Genomic DNA, 17,327 nt, shown 5'->3' with positions numbered 1-17,327 from the left:
AGCCCGCGGTGTCGATTCGATACCCGGCGTCAGCACACAACAAAGCCGCCGCGCATTGACGCTCGGAGGCGCCGGCGGAACACTGTCGCGTCCGCGCGGGACCTGGCATCGCGCACGGAAATTCCCCCGCTGAATGCCACCGTATGAGGCGTCGTCTCAGGCGACGTTGCCGATCTTGCCGCTGCAAATTCCCCCCGTCTGTCCCGCACTCGTGGCCACTACCTTGCGCTTGCGCGCCGGCATGGGGGCGCAGCGATGAGTACGCGCGCCCGCCGCCTGGTGGCAGAGGGACTGGGCACCGCGCTGCTGGTGGCGATCGTGATCGGCTCGGGCATCCGTGCCGAGCGACTTGCCGCCGGCGATACCGCGCTGGCGCTGCTGGCCAATTCGCTGGCCACCGGCGCCGGGCTGGTGGCGCTGCTGGTCTCGCTGGGGCCGGTGTCGGGCGGGCACTTCAACCCGGTGGTGAGCCTGTCCGCGCTGGTGCAAGGCACGCTAACGCCGCGCGATGCGCTGCGCTACGTGGCGGTGCAGCTGGCCGGCGCCGTGTGCGGCGTGCTGGCCGCGCATGCGATGTTCGGCGAACCGGCGGTGGCGTGGTCGGGCCAGGCGCGTACCGGTGCGTCGATGTGGTGGAGCGAATGCGTGGCGACCTTCGGGCTGGTCGGCGTGGGCATCGGCACGCTGCGCAGCCGGCCGCAGCTGGTGCCGTTCGTGGTGGCGGGCTATATCACGGCGGGTTACTGGTTCACGTCGTCGACGTCGTTCGCGAACCCGGCGCTGACCATTGCCTGCGCACTGACCGATACCTTCACCGGGATCCGGCCGGTCGATGTGCCGGGCTTCGTGCTGGCGCAGCTCGGCGGCGGCCTGGCGGCGACGCTGGTGTTCCACTGGCTGTGCCGCAAGCCGCCGGCTGCGGAGGACACGGCGCATGCGTCAAACCCGGCCCAGGCCGAAAGCGCGACCACCGCCGCGATTACCGCCGCAACCACCGCCGCAACCACGCGGCGCAACTGGCAGACTGGCGCTACCAGCGCCGATTGAGCTGCACGCCGAAGATCGAACCGCTGGCCTGCGACGCCCATGCGTCGGCCGGCGCGGTATAGCCGATGCCGTCCACGTCGCTGGCGCGGCTGTAGGTATAGAACGCGCGCAGGTTGGCGTTGCCGGCCGACTTGCCCAGCGTCAGCGTGGGCGCCACCGTCAGCGCGGTGCGCTGGCCGCTGACGCCGAAGCCCGACGAAATCTGGTCGTGCGATACCTCGAAGTTCAGCCGGAACTGGTCGCTCGCCACATAGGCGGGGCGTACGCGCGTGGTGGTCCACTGCAGCGTGCCGACCGGCGATCGATCGAACTGCAGGCTCTGTTCCACCGCGCCGCCCAGACCCGAGCGGCCCCTCCATTCGATCGATTCCGCCACGCGCATGCGCGACAGCGATGGCCCCATGCCGGTGTAGCCGGTCATGGCACTGCGCGAGCCTGAGCCAAACTGCATGCCCAGGCGATTGGTGCCGTACAGCACGCCTTTCTGCTCGTGCAGCGCCGACGCCCACCATGCGCCGCCGGTGTCCTGCACCATCGGCTGGGCTTCGACGCGGGTGAAGCCGAGTTGCACCGTGCCCTTGTCGTTGGTCGGGATGGGCGCGGTGCGCAGCGAGTGGTAGCTCGGCAGGTTCTGGCCGTTCTGGTCCGCGCGCGCGGTGTACTGGTAGTTCAGGCCGATGTCGCCGATCACCCTGGCGTTGTCGATGCCGAAGCGCATCGCCGTGGAATTGGGCGGCAGCAGGCCGGACGACATCAGGAACGGCGCATTGTCGCGCCGGCCCGCCCACATGGTGGCGCCGTCCAGCACAGCCAGGCCGCTGACGGCGGTATAGAACTGCGGCACCAGCGCGTAGGGATCGATCGCGGCGGGGCGGCCGTTGACGGTGGTGGCGTCGGTGCCGCGCGCCTGGGCGATCAGCATCACCTGCGGACCGCCATCGACATCGAGCACCGACTCGCGGATTTTCACTTCGCCGGCGCTGCGGCAGGCCAGGCCGCTGCCGATGCCGGTCGACAGCGCGCCGCCCGGGCAGGCGCGCATGGTCGCCGGGCGGTCTTCGACGGCGGCGCGGCCGCTGTAGCCCAGGCGCCACACCGAGTCGCCCGCGGGATCGTCGGCGGGAAGTTGCGAGCGCAACACAGGCGGCGCCTCGGCAGGCGCTTGCGCCGTGGTGGTGGCATCGCCAGCAGCCTCCGCCGGAGCCTCGGCCCTGGCCGGGGGCGGCGCGGCAGGCGGATCGGCCTGGAACTCACCCAGACGCGGCGGGAACAGCACTAGCGGCGGCGGTGCCGGCGCCGGCGGCTCCGGCGGTCCTACGAAAGCCGGATCCGCGGCGCCGGTGGCGGCAACGGTCGCGGGGGCGCTGCCTTCGGACGGCGCGGCCGCCGCTGCAGGCGCCACAACCGGGACGGTCCCGCTGGGAGCCGTGGACGCATCGCCCGCGATCAGCGCCGCCAGCGGGTCGTCCTGGCCCGCGGTGGCTGCCGGCGCGGTCGCGGCTTGCGCGACAGGCGCTGCAGGCGCGGCCAGTACCACCGGCGGCACCGCCGGCCGCTGCGCAATGCGCGGAGGCTGCGTGCCGTCGTCAGGGGCGACAGCCAACGGGGCGATCGTCTGCGCGCACGCCGCCAACCCCCAGGCTGCCAGCACGGCAAAGCCGATGCGGCGCAGGGGCAAGCCGCCCAGGCCGGCGGCAGCGCGCAGGCAGGAGGGTTCGGCGGCAAGCCGGCAGGAGGAGGTCAGCAAGGCGGAGGGCACGACGACAACAAGGCGAAACGACGATTCCAGCGGGCTGAGCACGCGGCTGGATCGAACAAAACCCGCCGAAGGCGGGGACTGTTTTTTATCAGCCGGTCCATTTGACCGCAAGCCGGGTTACAAAATCCCTCACAGTGTTGCCCGTCTCACAATGCGAAAATCACACGCTTCCTGTCGCAATCGACTAGCGAAAACCCGCATTGGCACGATGCTCCGTGCCGAAAGGGCCACCGCTATAATCGGCTGGCTTGGTGCGACACGCATTCTCGTGTCCGGGTAGCTCCAACGTAAGGAGCATCAACCTTTGTCGAGACAAGGGGAGGGCCTCGGCCTGACCCGTCCAATCTCGACCATTACTTGCTTAGACGAACCCGGCCGAACAGCCAGAGGTGAGTCCGATGTGTTGTGAGGAAGCCGGAACACTGGCCGACTTGCAGCTTGCTTTTTGCTGGATGGATTTCCAGCCATTGCCCAAGGGCGGGGACGCTCGCCTTTGGGCGAGTTCTCTGTAGGCATCCCCTAACGGAGGGTGTATGCGGTCAAACAGCGGAGATTCCGTTGTATCGCCGCAACATAGCATTCAAACCGTTCTGGATAGAACGGCGCTACGTTCTTTGGGACGGCAGCCAGCGCTCGCAAGAGTGACCGATGCCGTCAAGCGCTCGCTTGCATAGGAGCACAGTGGTAGGTAAGTGAGGTCCCGGAGCGGTAGCTCTGTGCATTATGGTTCGGTCGAATATGCCCGAAAGGGTTACACGATAGAGAACCTGCTATGCGACTAGCAGTAGCCTAGGGAGACATGCGTCACTGGTAACGGTGGGGTGTGAAGCTCTCCTGACAATGTAGCCCCCGAAAGGGTGCCATCAGGTCGCGAGACAGGATGGTGGAGGCTCCGAGCAGCAACGGGGTTGAGGCGCTAGGCTGACTGGTATGGGTAACGTAAGTGAACTGCTGATAAACGTCGTAACGATTGAGATGCCAAAGCTGCTGCTAGGCATTAACCAAAAGGTGTGTGGTCGGTTGTCCTACTCAAGCCTTGGGACACGTCGCCACGATGACCACCGGCGGAAAGGCAGACCCTAACCCAGTCGTGTAATGCGCAGGGAACGTGGTAAGCCCGTATGGCTGCCGGAGCGCAGTTTGGCTCAGGCAGGCGAACCGCAAGGAACGCTGTTGGCTGTGCGGGTATGGGAGGTTGGAAAAAGCGAATGCCGGGCTGTAATCGTCCGGATAGGGGTTGAGACATCATCCCACGCGAAAGCGGGCAGACTTCCAACTGGTCAATCGTCGCAGGACGGCTGACTGATCTCGCTTGTTTAAATTTTCTTCCCTTGAGGGGCAACACGTCCCTCAAGGGGCGTGCTGTCTCTTGATGTTGGGGGAGATCCTCAAGATAGGAGAGCAGCATGGAAGCATTGATCCGCAAGGATGAATCTGCGCTCTCCGGCGTGCCGCAAACCTGGGGCGCCATTAATTGGCGCCGCGTGGAGCGGAACGTTCGAGAAATGCAGATTCGAATTGCGAAGGCGACACAGGAAGGGGACTGGCGTAGGGTGAAAGCCCTGCAACGGTCTCTGACCCGCTCGTTCTCCGCCAAAGCACTGGCGGTACGACGAGTGACGATGAACCAAGGTAAGCGAACGGCAGGCGTCGATCGCGAAAAGTGGACAACGCCTGAAGCCCGGTGGGAAGCCATTGGGAGGTTGAAGCGCCGGGGGTACAGACCTTTGCCATTACGGAGGGTTTTCATCCCCAAGGCCAGTGGGAAGGAGCGCCCTCTGGGCATTCCAACCATGTTGGACCGAGCCATGCAAGCGCTGTATTTGCTGGCGCTGGAACCGGTGTCCGAAGGAACGAGCGATCCGAACTCCTATGGGTTCAGGACCAACCGATCCACCGCGGATGCCATGTCCCAGCTGTTTGTTTCCCTATCTCAGAAGGCCTCGGCTCAATGGGTACTGGAAGCAGACATCAAAGGATGCTTTGACCATATCAGTCACGACTGGCTGGAGAGCAATGTCCCCATGGACAAAGCAATCCTGCGCAAGTGGTTGAAAGCTGGCGTGGTATTTCAGGGCCAGTTTCAGGCGACCGAAGCCGGAACACCGCAGGGAGGCATCATTTCCCCGACTCTGGCAAATGTGGCGCTGAACGGCTTGGAAACGCAACTGATCGAGTTCCTCAGAACGAAGTTGGGAGCGACCAAGGCGAAAAGGCTCAAAGTGAACGTTGTGCGTTACGCGGACGACTTCGTCATCACCGGTGATACGCCGGAGGTCCTAGAGGACGAAGTGAAGCCGTGGGTAGAACAGTTCCTTGCAGTACGGGGGCTGTCGCTGTCTACGGAGAAAACGCGGATCGTCAGCATCACTGATGGCTTTGACTTCCTAGGGTGGAATTTCCGGAAGTACTCGGGAACCCTGCTCATAAAGCCAAGCAAGAAAAACGCGCAAGCGTTCTATCGCAAGGTAAAGGCGGTCATCAGCACCAACAAGACGGTGGAGCAGTCGGACTTAATTCGACTGTTAAACCCGATGCTACGGGGCTGGGCACAGTATCACAGTCCGGTGGTGGCGAAAGCGGTGTTCGCCCGCGTGGAGCATGAAATCTTTAATGCTCTGCGACGGTGGGCAAAGCGGCGACATCCACATAAGTCCGTCGAATGGGTGCGTAGGAAATACTTTGCGACCGTCGGCGAACGAAACTGGGTGTTTGGAACCAAGTTCGTAAGCGGCAACGGCAGTGTAGGTTGGACGGAGTTGTACTCGCTCGCGGGTACGCCTATCCGACGGCACAAGAAGATTCGGGGGGATTACAATCCCTTCGATCCAACGCAGGAACGGTACGGCGAGAAGCTGCGACAGGAGCGTATGTTGGAAAACATGGCGCACCGGAAGCAGTGGATCAAGTTGTATCTATCCCAGCAAGGCTTGTGCGCAGTGTGTCAGTGCAAGATAACCAAGGAAACAGGATGGGAAGATCATCACATCGAACCTCGCATACGCGGGGGCTCCGATGCGCTAGGGAATCGCGTGCTGCTGCATCCGAACTGTCACAAGCAAGTGCATCACCAAGGTAGAACTGTTGTGAAGCCGGTGTCCGAAGGGGCATTTAGTTGAGACTCGAGCCGTATGCGGGGAAACTCGCACGTACGGTTCCTAGGGGGGGACAGGTCAGTAATGACCTTCGTCCCTACCCTACTCTTTCGGGTAAGACAGCCCTCGCCGTGCGACGCAAGTCCCGGCCATGCAGGGCACGCCGCCGTGCCCGTTCGCAACAGGCACAGCGTGCGCAGGCCGCCTATCGACACGATCGCCGGCGGCATGTGCGTCACGGTCCCGCGCCCGGCACCAAGCGAGCCGCGCGCTTGCAACCGAACCAAAATTTATAAGAGGAGAAGTAGAGATGGAACGTCGTTCCTTTCTGTTGAAGGCGTCGGCCGTAGCCGCCACCGGGGCACTGGCCGCGTGCGGCAAGGGCGAAGAGAAGGCAGCGCCTGCCGCCGCCAGCGGTCCGGCAGCACCGGCCGTGGTCGGCAGCAACCCGGCCGTGGAATGGCGCCTGGCCTCGAGCTTCCCCAAGTCGCTCGACACCATTTTCGGCGGCGCCGAGCTGCTGTCGGCGCGCGTGAAGGAACTGACCGACGGCAAGTTCAACATCAAGGTGTTCGCGGCGGGCGAGATCGTGCCGGGCCTGCAGGTGCTGGACTCGGTACAGAACAACACCGTGCAGATCGGCCACACGGCCGGCTACTACTACTTCGGGAAGAACCCGACGCTGTGCTTTGACACCACCGTGCCGTTCGGCCTGACCGCGCGCCAGCAGAACGCCTGGATGCTGCAAGGCAACGGCATGAAGCTGATGCGCGAGTTCTTCAAGGAATACAACGTCGTCAACTTCCTGGGCGGCAACACAAACGCGCAGATGGGCGGCTGGTTCCGCAAGGAAATCAAGACCGTGGCCGACCTGCAGGGCCTGAAGTACCGCATCGCCGGTTTCGCCGGCGTGGTGCTGTCGCGCCTGGGCGTGGTGCCGCAGCAGATCGCCGGCGGCGACATCTACCCGGCGCTGGAAAAGGGCACCATCGACGCGGCCGAGTGGGTGGGCCCGTACGATGACGAGAAGCTGGGCTTCTACAAGGTGGCACCGTACTACTACTACCCGGGCTGGTGGGAAGGCAGCGCGCAGCTGTCGTTCTACGCCTCGGCCAGCGAGTTCGAAAAGCTGCCGGCGCTGTACAAGCGCGCACTGGAAACGGCGACCATCGAGGCCCACACCACCATGATGGCCAAGTACGACACGGTCAACCCGCAGGCACTGGCGCGCCTGCTGGAAAACGGCGTCAAGCTGCGCCCGTTCTCCAAGGAGATCATGGAAGCCTGCTTCAAGGCGACGCAGGAAGCCTACGCCGACGAAACCGCCAAGAACCCGTCGTTCAAGAAGATCTACGACGACTGGCGCGTGTTCCGCAACAACGAGGCGGCGTGGTTCAACGTGGCCGAGCAGGCCTACTCGCAGTTCAGCTTCGCGCGCAAGCTCTAAGCACGTTCCGGCCGGTGCCGGGCACAAACCCCATGCCTGTCTGCGGGCATGGGGTTTTTTATTGCCCGGCGAGCTTTTCCCGGCGCCGGTAGAATCGCCGGCATCGACCGGAATTCCCTATGCAAATCGGCATCCTTTACGCGCTCCTGGCTTATGTCATCTGGGGGCTGCTCCCGCTCTATATCAAGTCGCTGCCCGGCATTGCGCCGACGGAGATCCTGCTGCACCGGATGGTGTGGTCGCTGGCGTTCCTGGGGCTGGTGCTGGCCTGGCGGCGCCAGTGGGCCTGGCTCGGGCAGTTGAGGGACCGGCGCCTGCTGCTGTCGTTCGGCGCCAGCGCGGCGCTGCTGTGCGCCAACTGGTTCCTCTATATCTGGGCGGTGTCGGCCAACCGCGTGGTCGATGCCAGCCTGGGCTACTTCATCAATCCGCTGTTCAGCGTGCTGCTAGGCGTGGTGTTCCTGCATGAGCGGCTGCGCGCGGTGCAATGGCTGTCGATCGCGGTGGCAGCGGCCGGGGTGGCTTGGCTGACGGTGGCGGCGGGCCAGTTGCCCTGGATCGCACTCGGGCTGGCGGCCAGTTTTGGCGGCTACGGGCTGTTGCGCAAGACGGGGGCGCTGGGCGCGCTCGAAGGATTGTCGCTGGAGACGCTGCTGCTGTTTCCTTTTGCCGCGGCGATGCTGGCCTACCTCTTCACCACGGGGCAGGATGGCTTCACCCACGCAGCGCCTGGTACGCAATTGCTGCTGCTGATGGCCGGGCCGGTGACGGCGGTGCCGCTGCTGTTCTTCGCCGCCGGCGCGCGGCGCATCCCGCTGTCGCTGCTGGGCCTGCTGCAATACACCGGGCCGACGCTGCAGCTGCTGCTGGGCGTGTGGCTGTGGCATGAACCGTTTCCCGCGCAGAAGCAGGTCGGCTACGCGCTGATCTGGATTTCGCTGGCGCTGTATGCGGTGGAAGGGCTGTGGGTGAACAGCCGGCAAAAGGCGGCTTCCATCCAGGCGACTAATGAATCGATTTGAGTCAGCGAAGCGTTTATTCTTCATGTAGATAAACCTGGTGCCCCGGCCATGTCCGCGCCGCCTGATGCCACGCCCCCGGTCCAGCGCAAGATCATCCATTGCGACTGCGATTGCTTCTACGCCTCGGTCGAGATGCGCGACGACCCCTCGCTGCGCGGCCGGCCGATGGCCGTGGGCGGCTCGCCCGACCGGCGCGGGGTGATCGCCACCTGCAACTATGAAGCGCGTGCCTTCGGCGTGCGCTCGGCCATGGCGTCGGCGCAGGCGGTCAAGCTTTGCCCCGATCTGCTGATCCTGCGTCCGGCCATGGACAAATATCGCGAGGTATCGCGCCAGATTTTTGCGATCTACCGCGAATACACCGAGCTGGTTGAACCGCTGTCGCTGGACGAGGCCTATCTCGACGTCAGCCTCTGCACGCGCCATGCCGGCAGCGCCACCCGCATCGCCGAAGAAATCCGACAGCGCGTGTGCGACCAGGTCGGCGTGACCGTTTCGGCCGGCGTGGGCCCGAGCAAATTCGTTGCCAAGATCGCTAGCGACTGGAACAAGCCCGACGGGCTGTTCGTGGTCCGCCCGGCGGCGGTCAATGCCTTCGTCGCCGCGCTGCCGGTCGAACGCATCCACGGGGTCGGCAAGGTCACCGCGGCCAAGCTGCGGCGGCTGGGCGCGCAGACCTGCGGCGACCTGCGGCCGTGGTCGCCGGACCGGCTGCACCGCGAATTCGGCGTGTTCGGGACGCGGCTCTACAAGCTGTGCCGCGGCGAGGACGAGCGCGAGGTGACGCCCGAGCGGGAGCGCAAGTCGATCAGCGTGGAAGAGACCTATGCCGACGACCTGCCCGACCTGCAGGCATGCCTGGTCGAACTGGAGCCGCTGATCGCCATGCTCGAGGCACGCATTGCCCGCGCGCAGGCGCACGGCACCATCGACAAGCTGACGGTCAAGCTGCGCTTTTCGGACTTCCGCCAGACCACGGTGGAATGCCGCGGCCATGCGCCCGACCGCACGGTCTACGCGCGCCTGCTGGCAGAGGGCCACGCCCGGCGCGGGCTGCCGGTGCGGTTGCTGGGGGTAGGGGTGGCGACCAGCGACCGGGATCGGTCGCAGCTCGAACTGTTCGAGTAAAACCAATTATTCGAGCGAATAATCAATGGGTGGATTTTTACCGCTGATCGATTATTCGTATTGATGATGCTCTGCCTATTGCAGGTTGTTCCGCATCACCAGCACCCAGGGCATGTGCGAATTGGTCACGCCATCGATCCGCCCCGAATCGCCCAGTTCGATTTCCTCCATCGATACCGATTGCTGGACATTGCCGCCGATGGCACGCACCACCCGCGCCGCCGGATCGACGGCCACCACGATGTCGCAATGCATCGGGGTGGTGCCGAAGCCGATCTCCGCCACATCATCGAGGTAGCGGTCGCGTCCCCGCCCGGAACAGACGATGTCGCCCGGGCGGGGCATGGCCGGAACGGGTTCGATGCGGAAGGCGGGATGGGCAAGGATGCCGTCGCGCGCATCGACTACATACATCGAATGTGACTGGCCGGTCAGGAACTGCTGCTCGTCCAGCCCGGCCTTGCGCAACACCCACGAGATAAACACCGCCGACCAGGCCCAGGCGCCTTGCGTGACCTGCCGGCAACTGGGGGTTTCGCCGACGATGCCCCAGTAGCGCCGGGCCAGCGTGCAGCCCAGCGGCGTGGCCTCCATGCCGGTGCCGTCCGGGAAAGTCATGCAATCGGCGCGAGGCCACTTGATGTTGTTGCTGTCGGTGTCGGCGCTGGTGCCGCTGGCGGGCGCGCCGGTATCGGCCTTGTCCTCGGGTTGCACCTCCGGCGGTTCAGGCAGGGCCGGGGGCAGTTCGGGAGCCGGCGCCGGGCTGTAGGTGACGCAGGCGCTGTCGTCGCGGCCAAGGCGCACCACCTGCCCGCCCCAGCGCGACCACTCCTGCGTGGCGATCTCGACGATGCGCTCGCGCGGCGTGGCGCCGGGCGTGGTGACCGGCCGCTCGTTGTCGGCCAGCGGCCGTGCCTGCGGACGCGCGGGTTCGCTGACCGTGGTGCAGGCGCTCAGCAGCGCCAGCGCCGCGGCGGCGCAAATGGCTTGTGGAGAAACCTGTGGAATCCGCTGTGGAAAGCGCTGTGCATAACGCTGTGGAGATCTGCGGCGCAATGGACGGGCGAACATGGAAGCCCCACATGGCTCGGCGCCCCGTCCGGCCCTGCATCGGCCTTGGCTGGACGCCTGTTGGAAGTCCTGGCGCGCAACCGCTTCGGCAATGGCTTCAGCGCTGCGGCGGATACTGCAGAAAACGTCGATCCCTGCTGTGGATAACGTCCCCCGCCTGGCGCTCGCCTGCGCCCTGGCCGAAGCTTGCGGCCGGCGGCGGCATGGCGGGGTCAAACAAACACGGGCCGTGCAGTGCAGCCCGTCAGGCTCACTGGTTGACAGCGTCCTTGAACTTCTGGCCGGCCTTGAACTTCACGGTCTTGGCGGCTTCCACCTTGATTTCTTCGCCGGTGCGCGGGTTGCGCGCCATGCGCTCGCCACGCTCGCCCTTGCTGAACGTGCCAAAGCCGATGAGGCTCAGCGTATCGCCCTTGGCCACGGCGTCCATGATGGCCGACAGGGTCACGTTCAGTGCCTGTTCTGCCTTGGCCTTGGTGAGACCGTCCACACCGGCTGCGATAGCGTCGATCAGTTCGGTTTTCGTCATGCTTCACTCCGTATCGAGTTGATAAAACACAGGCGCCCGGTCGGCGGTAGCAAGGCTGCCACCGGACCGGCAAAAGACGCCGCGGGCCACATCATACCGTGTCGGACAAGGCGCACCGCGAACAGATTGTTACCTGCAGGATTGCGCCAGGCCGCCTCAGGCCGTGGCTGGCGGCAAATCGACCTGCTGGCAGACCTGGTTGCGGGCGCTGCCGTTGCGGTGCAAACGCCGCGCGACGAGCGCATGGACGGCCACATGACGCTGCACAGGCAGGCGGCCAGCCCGCCACGTTACAAGATGTCCCACGAGCCGTTCAAAGGCCATAGAGGGCCGCAGAGGCGTTTACGGGCCTTCTGCGACTGGGGATGGACCTCAGGGAGCCTCCGGCACGTATACGCGCCTGTATTCGCCCTAAAAGCTCCACAGTCCGGCTGCACTATGTTGCATGCAGATCCAGGCAAGGTTACCTGCCTCGCAAGACGGTATTCGGCTTGTGCATGCCTGGATCCGGCGTGTTCAGGCTTGCGTATACGGCAACCTCTGCGGGCACCGGTATACGCCGGGCTCTTGCCGCTGCCCTGGTTCCGCCTTTCGGTTTACATCTTTCTTTCATGTATACAGATAGTGGTAGTAGGTAAACGGCGCCTCCGGCTGTGGAAAACTATGTAAACGTCTTTGCCGTCAACGGTTTACGTAAACGAGAAGTGGTTGCATCCATTGTTGGTCGCAGTGGATGAACCGGCCTTATGGATGAGGTCTTGCGGTATACGCCTCCGACTTATGCCCGAGGCATCCCCATGCGGGCCCCAGGCAGCCCACATCGAATCCGCGTGCTTTTCCACAGAAGGAGGCGGGGTTATCCACATGCGCGAGGTTTACGTGACCGGCCGTAATCAGGCCGTATACCTGCCAGGGCGAGCGGTCGAGCCGTTAACCAGGGGTCACGTATACGTGTCGCAGCCACGCCGGTATCATGCCGATCGCGCCGGAACGGCCGGCACAGGCAGGCGACACGCATGGAAAGGCAAATGGCGGACAAGGCAAAGCAAAAGGCAGCGGGCAAGAAGACCGCGAGCGACCGGATCGAGGTGCGCCAGTCGGGCGTGCACGGCAAGGGCGTATACGCGATCGCCCCCATCGCCGAAGGCGAGCGCGTGATCGAGTACAAGGGCGAGCACATCTCGTGGAAGAAGGCGCTGGAGCGCCACCCGCACGATCCCAGCGATCCCAACCACACTTTCTACTTCAGCCTGGACGACGGCAGCGTCATCGACGCCAAGTTCGGCGGCAACCGCGCGCGCTGGATCAACCACGCCTGCGAACCGAACTGCGAGGCGCGCGAGAAGAAGGGACGCGTCTTTATCCACGCGCTGCGCGATATCGCCCAGGGCGAAGAGCTGTTCTATGACTACGGGCTGGTGATCGAGGCGCGCTATACGGCCAAGCTGAAGAAGGAATTCGAGTGCCGTTGCGGCAGCCCGCAATGCCGCGGCACCATGCTGGCGCCGAAGGACAAGAAAAAGAAGAAGTAAGGCCGAAGGCGCTTCAGCCGGTCGAACCTGCCGGCTCGCACGGGATCCGGATCACGAAGCGCATGACCGCCCGGCGCTCCGGCGTGCCCTCGGTGCCCTGCAGGCTGGCCGGCTGCTGCGGCACGTCCTCGATATGGATGGTGCCCTGGTGCAGCGTCACGATCTCGTGCACGATGGCCAGCCCCAGGCCGGCGCCGCCGCTCTGCGCCGCGCGGTCGCCGCGGAAGAAGCGCTTGAACACCTCTTCGCGCCGCTGCGGCGGGATGCCGGGCCCGTTGTCTTCGATCATCACCACCGCCATGCCGCGGTGACCCATGGCCTCGCCGCCGGCGCGCACGGTGATGCGGCCGCCGGCCGGCACGTACTTCACCGCATTGTCGATCAGGTTGGACAGCGCCTCGCGCATCAGCAGGCGGTTCCCGCGCACAACCGCGGGCGTGCTGCCGGTGAAGGTAGGCCCGGGCAATATCTCGAAACCCAGGTCGATGCGGCGCGCGAGTGCCTGCGGCACCCATTCGGCGCCGATTTCGAAGGCAAGCTCGGCCAAATCGAAGTGCTCCACCGGCCCCAGCCGCTCCAGCGACAGCCCAGGCTCTGCGCGCGCCAGCGACAGCAGCTGGTTCGACAGCCGCACCGCGCGGTCGGCCGCGGTCTGGACTTCACGCAGGGCATGCCGGACGACCTCCGGAGAATCGGCTTCCATGGCGCGGTCGGCATGCAGCTTGACCGCGGTCAGCGGCGTGCGCAGCTGGTGCGCGGCATCGGCGATGAACTTGCGCTGTGCATCGAGGGCGTCGCGCAGCCGCGCCAGCAGTGCATTCAGGCCGCGGATCAGCGGCGCCACCTCGGCCGGCACCTGGGTTTCGTCCAGCGCCGCCAGCGAGCGCGCGGTCTGCCGGTTGAGCTTGTCGGCCAGGATCTGCAGCGGCACCAGCTCTTCCTTGAGCACGTGCGACAGGATCAGGCTGCCGACCAGCAGCAGCAGGATCAGCGGCACCGACACCGACAGCAGGATCTCGTTGGCGGCGGTCTCGCGCCGGTCCAGCAGCTCGGCCACTTCGATTACGATAGGTCCGCGCGCGGGCTTGCCGGCCTCGCTGGTGCCGAGCTCGTCCACCGCGGCGCTGGGCAGCATCACCGGCAGCCGCACCGCGCGCACCTGGCGCCCGCTGAACCAGGCATAGAACAGCCGGGCATCGTGCAGCGTGGTCTGGCCGGTGCCGTAGCCCAGCCACGTGTCCATGCCGCCGATCAGGCCATCGGGCCCGTGGATGCGCCAGTAGATGCGGTCGGTGCCCTCGGCCTCGACCAGCGTCTGCGCGATCATCGGGATGTCCTGCTCCAGCCGCGGGCCGGCGATGCGGATCTGCTGGGCGATGTTGTTGGCCACGCCATACAGCGCGCGGTCGAACACCTGCGTGGTGTAGTGCGCCGCCAGCCAGTAGGACAGCGAGCCGCTGGTGAGCACCAGCGCGAACAGCGGCGTCGCCAACGCGCGCAGCAGGTGTACGCGCAGGCTGATGTTGGAGCCGGGGCGGGCGGCCTGGCGTGTCGATGCGGGCGCGGCGCCGGCGTTGTCAGCCGCGGCGGAGGAAGGGAGCTCGTTCCGCGTTGCGATGCGGGACGAAGTGCGCCAGGAAATCCGGGTGGAGGTGCGGGAGCGGGGCCACATTGCCGGCTGGGCTGATGGGTCGGGGCCGGGGGTCAGTGCCGTGCGCTGGGCGGCGCAAGCGGCAGGAACGCTTTCATTGGCCGGCGCGGATCTGCAGCAGGTAGCCGAAGCCGCGCACGGTCATGATCTCGACATCGCTGTCCTCGAGCTTCTTGCGCACGCGGTGCACGTAGACCTCGATCGCGGTGTCGCCCACGGTATCGCCGCCTTCGCCGGCGGGGTGGGCAAAAGTGGCCAGGTGGTCCTGCAGCTGCGCCTTGCTGACGACGCGGCCCTGGCGCTGCAGCAGCAGCTCGAGCACCGCGAACTCGCGTGGCGACAGTTCCAGCGGCCGGGCGTCGATGAACATGCGGCGGTCGTTGCCGGACAGGCGCAGGCGCCCCAGGCGCACGTCGCGCTCGGGCGCGGCCTCGCCATGCTGGCTGCGGCGCAGCAGCACGCGCACGCGCGCTTCCAGCTCGGGCAGGGCGAAGGGTTTGATCAGGTAGTCGTCGGCACCGGCGTTCAGGCCCGAGAGCTTGTCTTCCAGTTCGTCGCGCGCGGTCAGGATGATGACCGGGGTGGTGCGGTTGCGGGCGCGGTAGCGCGCCAGCAGGGTCATGCCGTCGATCCCGGGCAGGCCCAGGTCGAGGATGACGAGGTCGTGCTGCTCGCGCAGCAGGTGTTCGGTGGCATAGACGCCGTCATGGACGACGCGTACCTGGTGGCCGGCGCGGGACAGGCCGGCTTCGACGCCGCTGGCAATCTGGCGGTCGTCCTCAATCAGCAGGATACGCATGGCGGCTCGGGCAGGAGGTTGGGCATGGCTGGAGGAGGGCCCATGCAGCACACGGTGCGGGCCTGCCGCAGATTGTACTCGGCGCGGACGGCTGCTTCCTTACGGTTTGCCTACATCCGCCCGGGTATCTGCTGCCGCGCGGGGTATCCGGGTATCAGCCCGGCACCACCAGCGCCGCCGCGGCGCGCTCGATGAAGTGGGCCAGGTCGATGTCGCGCTGTGTGAGGCCGTTGGCGTCGTGGGTGGACAGCGTGATGTCGACGCGGTTGTAGACGTTGAACCATTCGGGATGGTGGTCGGCCTTGTCGGCCTGGATCGCCACGCGCGTCATGAAGCCGAAGGCGGCATTGAAGTCGTGGAAGGTGAAGCGCTTGAAGATCGCGTCGCGGTCCTGGACGGTGGTCCAGCCGGGCAGTTCGGCGAGCAGCGTGGCTCGGGCTTGCGGGGACAGAGGGGTCATGGTGGGCTCGATCTGGGTCTTGGGAAATCGGCAGGCAGCGTCGGGGGACGCCGCCAGAGCGGACAGCCGGCCCGCCCGCGCCGGGGCGGCGGGCATGCCGGCATTGTTTCACAAAGCGGGAAGCGGGGCAGGGGCCGCCGGAATCAGATGTCGTCGGTGTCGGCCCAGCCTTCGCGGGTACCGACGTTGATCACCTGGTCGCCCGGCACCACGTCGCCGGCGCCCAGCGTGGGCTGCGCGCGCAGTTCCTGGTACAGCGGGGCGAAGTCCGGCCGGGTCGCGTCGAACAGCTGCTCAAAGCTGTCGATCACGAAGTAGGTCTTCTGGAACGTGTCGATGCGATAGCGCGTGCGCATGATGCGGCGCACGTCGAAGCCGATCCGGTTGGGGCTGGCCGAGTCCAGGCTGTAGATCGATTCGCCCTGGCTCGACAGGATGCCGGCGCCGTAGATGCGCAGCCCTTGCCCGGTGCGGATCAGGCCGAACTCTACCGTGTACCAGTACAGGCGCGACAGCATGTCGAGCGCGCCCATGCCGGCCGCCTTCAGGCCGCCCTTGCCGTAGGCCTCCATGTAGTCGGCAAAGACCGGGTTGATCAGCAGCGGCACGTGGCCGAACACGTCGTGGAAGCAGTCCGGCTCCTGCAGGTAGTCCAGCTGCTCGGGTTTGCGCATCCACCAGCTGGCCGGGAAACGGCGGTTGGCCAGGTGCTCGAAGAACACCTCGTCCGGCACCAGCCCGGGCACGGCGACCACCTGCCAGCCGGTGGCGCGCATCAGGGTCTCGTTGAGCTGGCCGAAATCCGGCACGCGGTCCTTTTCCATGCCCAGCGTGGCCAGGCCTTGCAGGAATTCGTCGCTGACCCGGCCCTGCAGCATCGAGGCCTGGCGCTCGTACAGCTTGCGCCAGATGGCGTGATCGGTGCTGGTGTAGCGGTGCACCGGCTGCGCGATGGTGAAGTCGGGGCGCAGCGCCTGGCCGGACAGCAGGCCTTCGTCGAACTGTTCGCGCAGCTTGTCGGTGAGGGTGCCCTGGAAGGCGGCGGGGGCTTCGGTGGCGGCCATGGCGGGTGCGGACATAGGTTTGTGTCTCCTGTTATGCGTGATCGCTGCGGCGCGGCAGCGCGGAATGCGGATTTACTGCGTAGTTTAGTGACAGCATGCTGCATATACGCCGCAAAATCGGCTTGTCTTCAATTGATCGTGCATGTAACGTGCGTCATGCGATGACTCGATGCGGAATTTGTGTATGACTGCCCAAAGCGTCTCTCTTGACCCGTTCGACCTGGCCCTGCTGGCCGCGCTGCAGGCGGACGGCCGCTCCACCCACCAGCAACTGGCCGAGCGCGTGCACCTGTCGCCCAGCCAGGTCGGGCGCCGCCTGGCGCGGCTGGAAGCCGATGGCGTCATCACCGGCTACCGCGTCAGCCTGTCGACCCAGGCGCTCGGCCTGGGCGTGCTGGTCTTTATCAGCGTCAAGCTGGCGCACCACGGCGACACCATCGTCGAGCGCTTCCGCGAGGAAATCCTGCTGCTCGAAGAGGTGCAGGAGTGCTATTCGGTAGCGGGCGAGGCCGATTACCTGATCCGCGTGGTCGTGCCGGACCTGCCCACGCTGGCGGAATTCACCATGAAGCGGCTGATGCGGGTGCCCGGGGTGGAGAGCGTGCGTTCCAATATCGTGCTCACCGCGATCAAGTGCGAGGGGGCGCTGCCGCTGTCGCACCTGCGCTGAGCCGGCTTTTAAGTCCGGGTTGAATCTTTTCCAGGTGCGCCATGCAGGATTGC

General features: G+C 65.6%; 14 protein-coding genes. 7 read left to right on the top strand and 7 right to left on the bottom strand.

The genetic code is table 11. From position 1 onward, the window contains the following. The first annotated feature begins 255 nt into the window (after positions 1-255). Complete coding sequence (locus E0W60_RS27620; protein WP_240745912.1) at positions 256-1,047, top strand: aquaporin; 792 nt, start codon at positions 256-258, stop codon at positions 1,045-1,047. Here the strand turns inward: E0W60_RS27620 and E0W60_RS27615 are convergent. Beyond that, entirely contained in the window at positions 1,031-2,725 is a 1,695-nt protein-coding gene (locus E0W60_RS27615; RefSeq protein WP_135706329.1) for a carbohydrate porin, read from the bottom strand. The genes E0W60_RS27620 and E0W60_RS27615 overlap by 17 nt on opposite strands. Positions 2,726-4,212: 1,487 nt before the next feature. Between E0W60_RS27615 and ltrA the strand changes: the two genes are divergently transcribed. From ltrA to dinB, 4 genes are all read left to right on the top strand, one after another. After that, positions 4,213-5,925, top strand: a complete 1,713-nt coding sequence (gene ltrA / locus E0W60_RS27605; protein ID WP_135706160.1) for a group II intron reverse transcriptase/maturase — start codon at positions 4,213-4,215, stop codon at positions 5,923-5,925. Positions 5,926-6,211: 286 nt separating this feature from the next. Continuing rightward, positions 6,212-7,348, top strand: coding sequence for a TRAP transporter substrate-binding protein (locus E0W60_RS27600; protein WP_135706159.1), 1,137 nt, complete (start codon positions 6,212-6,214; stop codon positions 7,346-7,348). Positions 7,349-7,467: 119 nt separating this feature from the next. Then, positions 7,468-8,370, top strand: coding sequence for an EamA family transporter RarD (rarD, locus tag E0W60_RS27595; RefSeq protein ID WP_135706158.1), 903 nt, complete (start codon positions 7,468-7,470; stop codon positions 8,368-8,370). A gap of 48 nt (positions 8,371-8,418) precedes the next feature. Next, positions 8,419-9,498 carry a DNA polymerase IV gene (gene dinB / locus E0W60_RS27590; RefSeq protein ID WP_135706157.1) on the top strand — a complete coding sequence of 360 codons (1,080 nt, stop codon included), beginning with the start codon at positions 8,419-8,421 and terminating at the stop codon, positions 9,496-9,498. A 75-nt stretch (positions 9,499-9,573) separates the two neighbouring features. Here the strand turns inward: dinB and E0W60_RS27585 are convergent, their stop codons facing one another. Together E0W60_RS27585 and E0W60_RS27580 are read right to left on the bottom strand one after the other, a co-directional pair. Further along, positions 9,574-10,569, bottom strand: coding sequence for a DUF2272 domain-containing protein (locus tag E0W60_RS27585; protein WP_135706156.1), 996 nt, complete (start codon positions 10,567-10,569; stop codon positions 9,574-9,576). Positions 10,570-10,819: 250 nt separating this feature from the next. Further along, positions 10,820-11,098, bottom strand: a complete 279-nt coding sequence (locus tag E0W60_RS27580; protein ID WP_012354324.1) for an HU family DNA-binding protein — start codon at positions 11,096-11,098, stop codon at positions 10,820-10,822. 1,028 nt (positions 11,099-12,126) lie between these two features. Between E0W60_RS27580 and E0W60_RS27575 the strand changes: the two genes are divergently transcribed. Continuing rightward, positions 12,127-12,630 carry an SET domain-containing protein gene (locus E0W60_RS27575; protein WP_133096583.1) on the top strand — a complete coding sequence of 168 codons (504 nt, stop codon included), beginning with the start codon at positions 12,127-12,129 and terminating at the stop codon, positions 12,628-12,630. A 13-nt stretch (positions 12,631-12,643) separates the two neighbouring features. Here the strand turns inward: E0W60_RS27575 and E0W60_RS27570 are convergent, their stop codons facing one another. The 4 genes from E0W60_RS27570 to phhA form a co-directional block, all read right to left on the bottom strand. Beyond that, positions 12,644-14,302 (bottom strand): sensor histidine kinase, encoded by a 1,659-nt coding sequence (locus tag E0W60_RS27570; RefSeq protein ID WP_133096582.1) that lies wholly within the window; start codon positions 14,300-14,302, stop codon positions 12,644-12,646. Positions 14,303-14,375: 73 nt separating this feature from the next. Next, positions 14,376-15,080 (bottom strand): response regulator transcription factor, encoded by a 705-nt coding sequence (locus E0W60_RS27565; protein WP_115678953.1) that lies wholly within the window; start codon positions 15,078-15,080, stop codon positions 14,376-14,378. Positions 15,081-15,234: 154 nt separating this feature from the next. Then, the gene (locus E0W60_RS27560) at positions 15,235-15,540 is read right to left on the bottom strand and encodes a 4a-hydroxytetrahydrobiopterin dehydratase (protein WP_063240039.1); all 306 of its coding nucleotides are present in this window, start codon (positions 15,538-15,540) and stop codon (positions 15,235-15,237) included. Positions 15,541-15,683: 143 nt separating this feature from the next. Continuing rightward, a complete protein-coding gene (gene phhA / locus E0W60_RS27555; protein WP_240745911.1) occupies positions 15,684-16,619 on the bottom strand; it encodes a phenylalanine 4-monooxygenase in 936 nt (311 codons plus the stop codon). 169 nt (positions 16,620-16,788) lie between these two features. Here phhA and E0W60_RS27550 point away from each other — a divergent pair, with 169 nt between their 5' ends. Beyond that, positions 16,789-17,274, top strand: a complete 486-nt coding sequence (locus E0W60_RS27550; RefSeq protein ID WP_029046491.1) for an Lrp/AsnC family transcriptional regulator — start codon at positions 16,789-16,791, stop codon at positions 17,272-17,274. Positions 17,275-17,327 lie beyond the last annotated feature (53 nt).

The sequence above is a fragment of the Cupriavidus oxalaticus genome (assembly GCF_004768545.1).
GTDB classification, from domain to species: Bacteria; Pseudomonadota; Gammaproteobacteria; order Burkholderiales; family Burkholderiaceae; genus Cupriavidus; species Cupriavidus oxalaticus_A.
The sequence above is the reverse complement of the archived record's forward strand: the minus strand, read 5'-3'. Positions and strand labels throughout refer to the sequence as shown.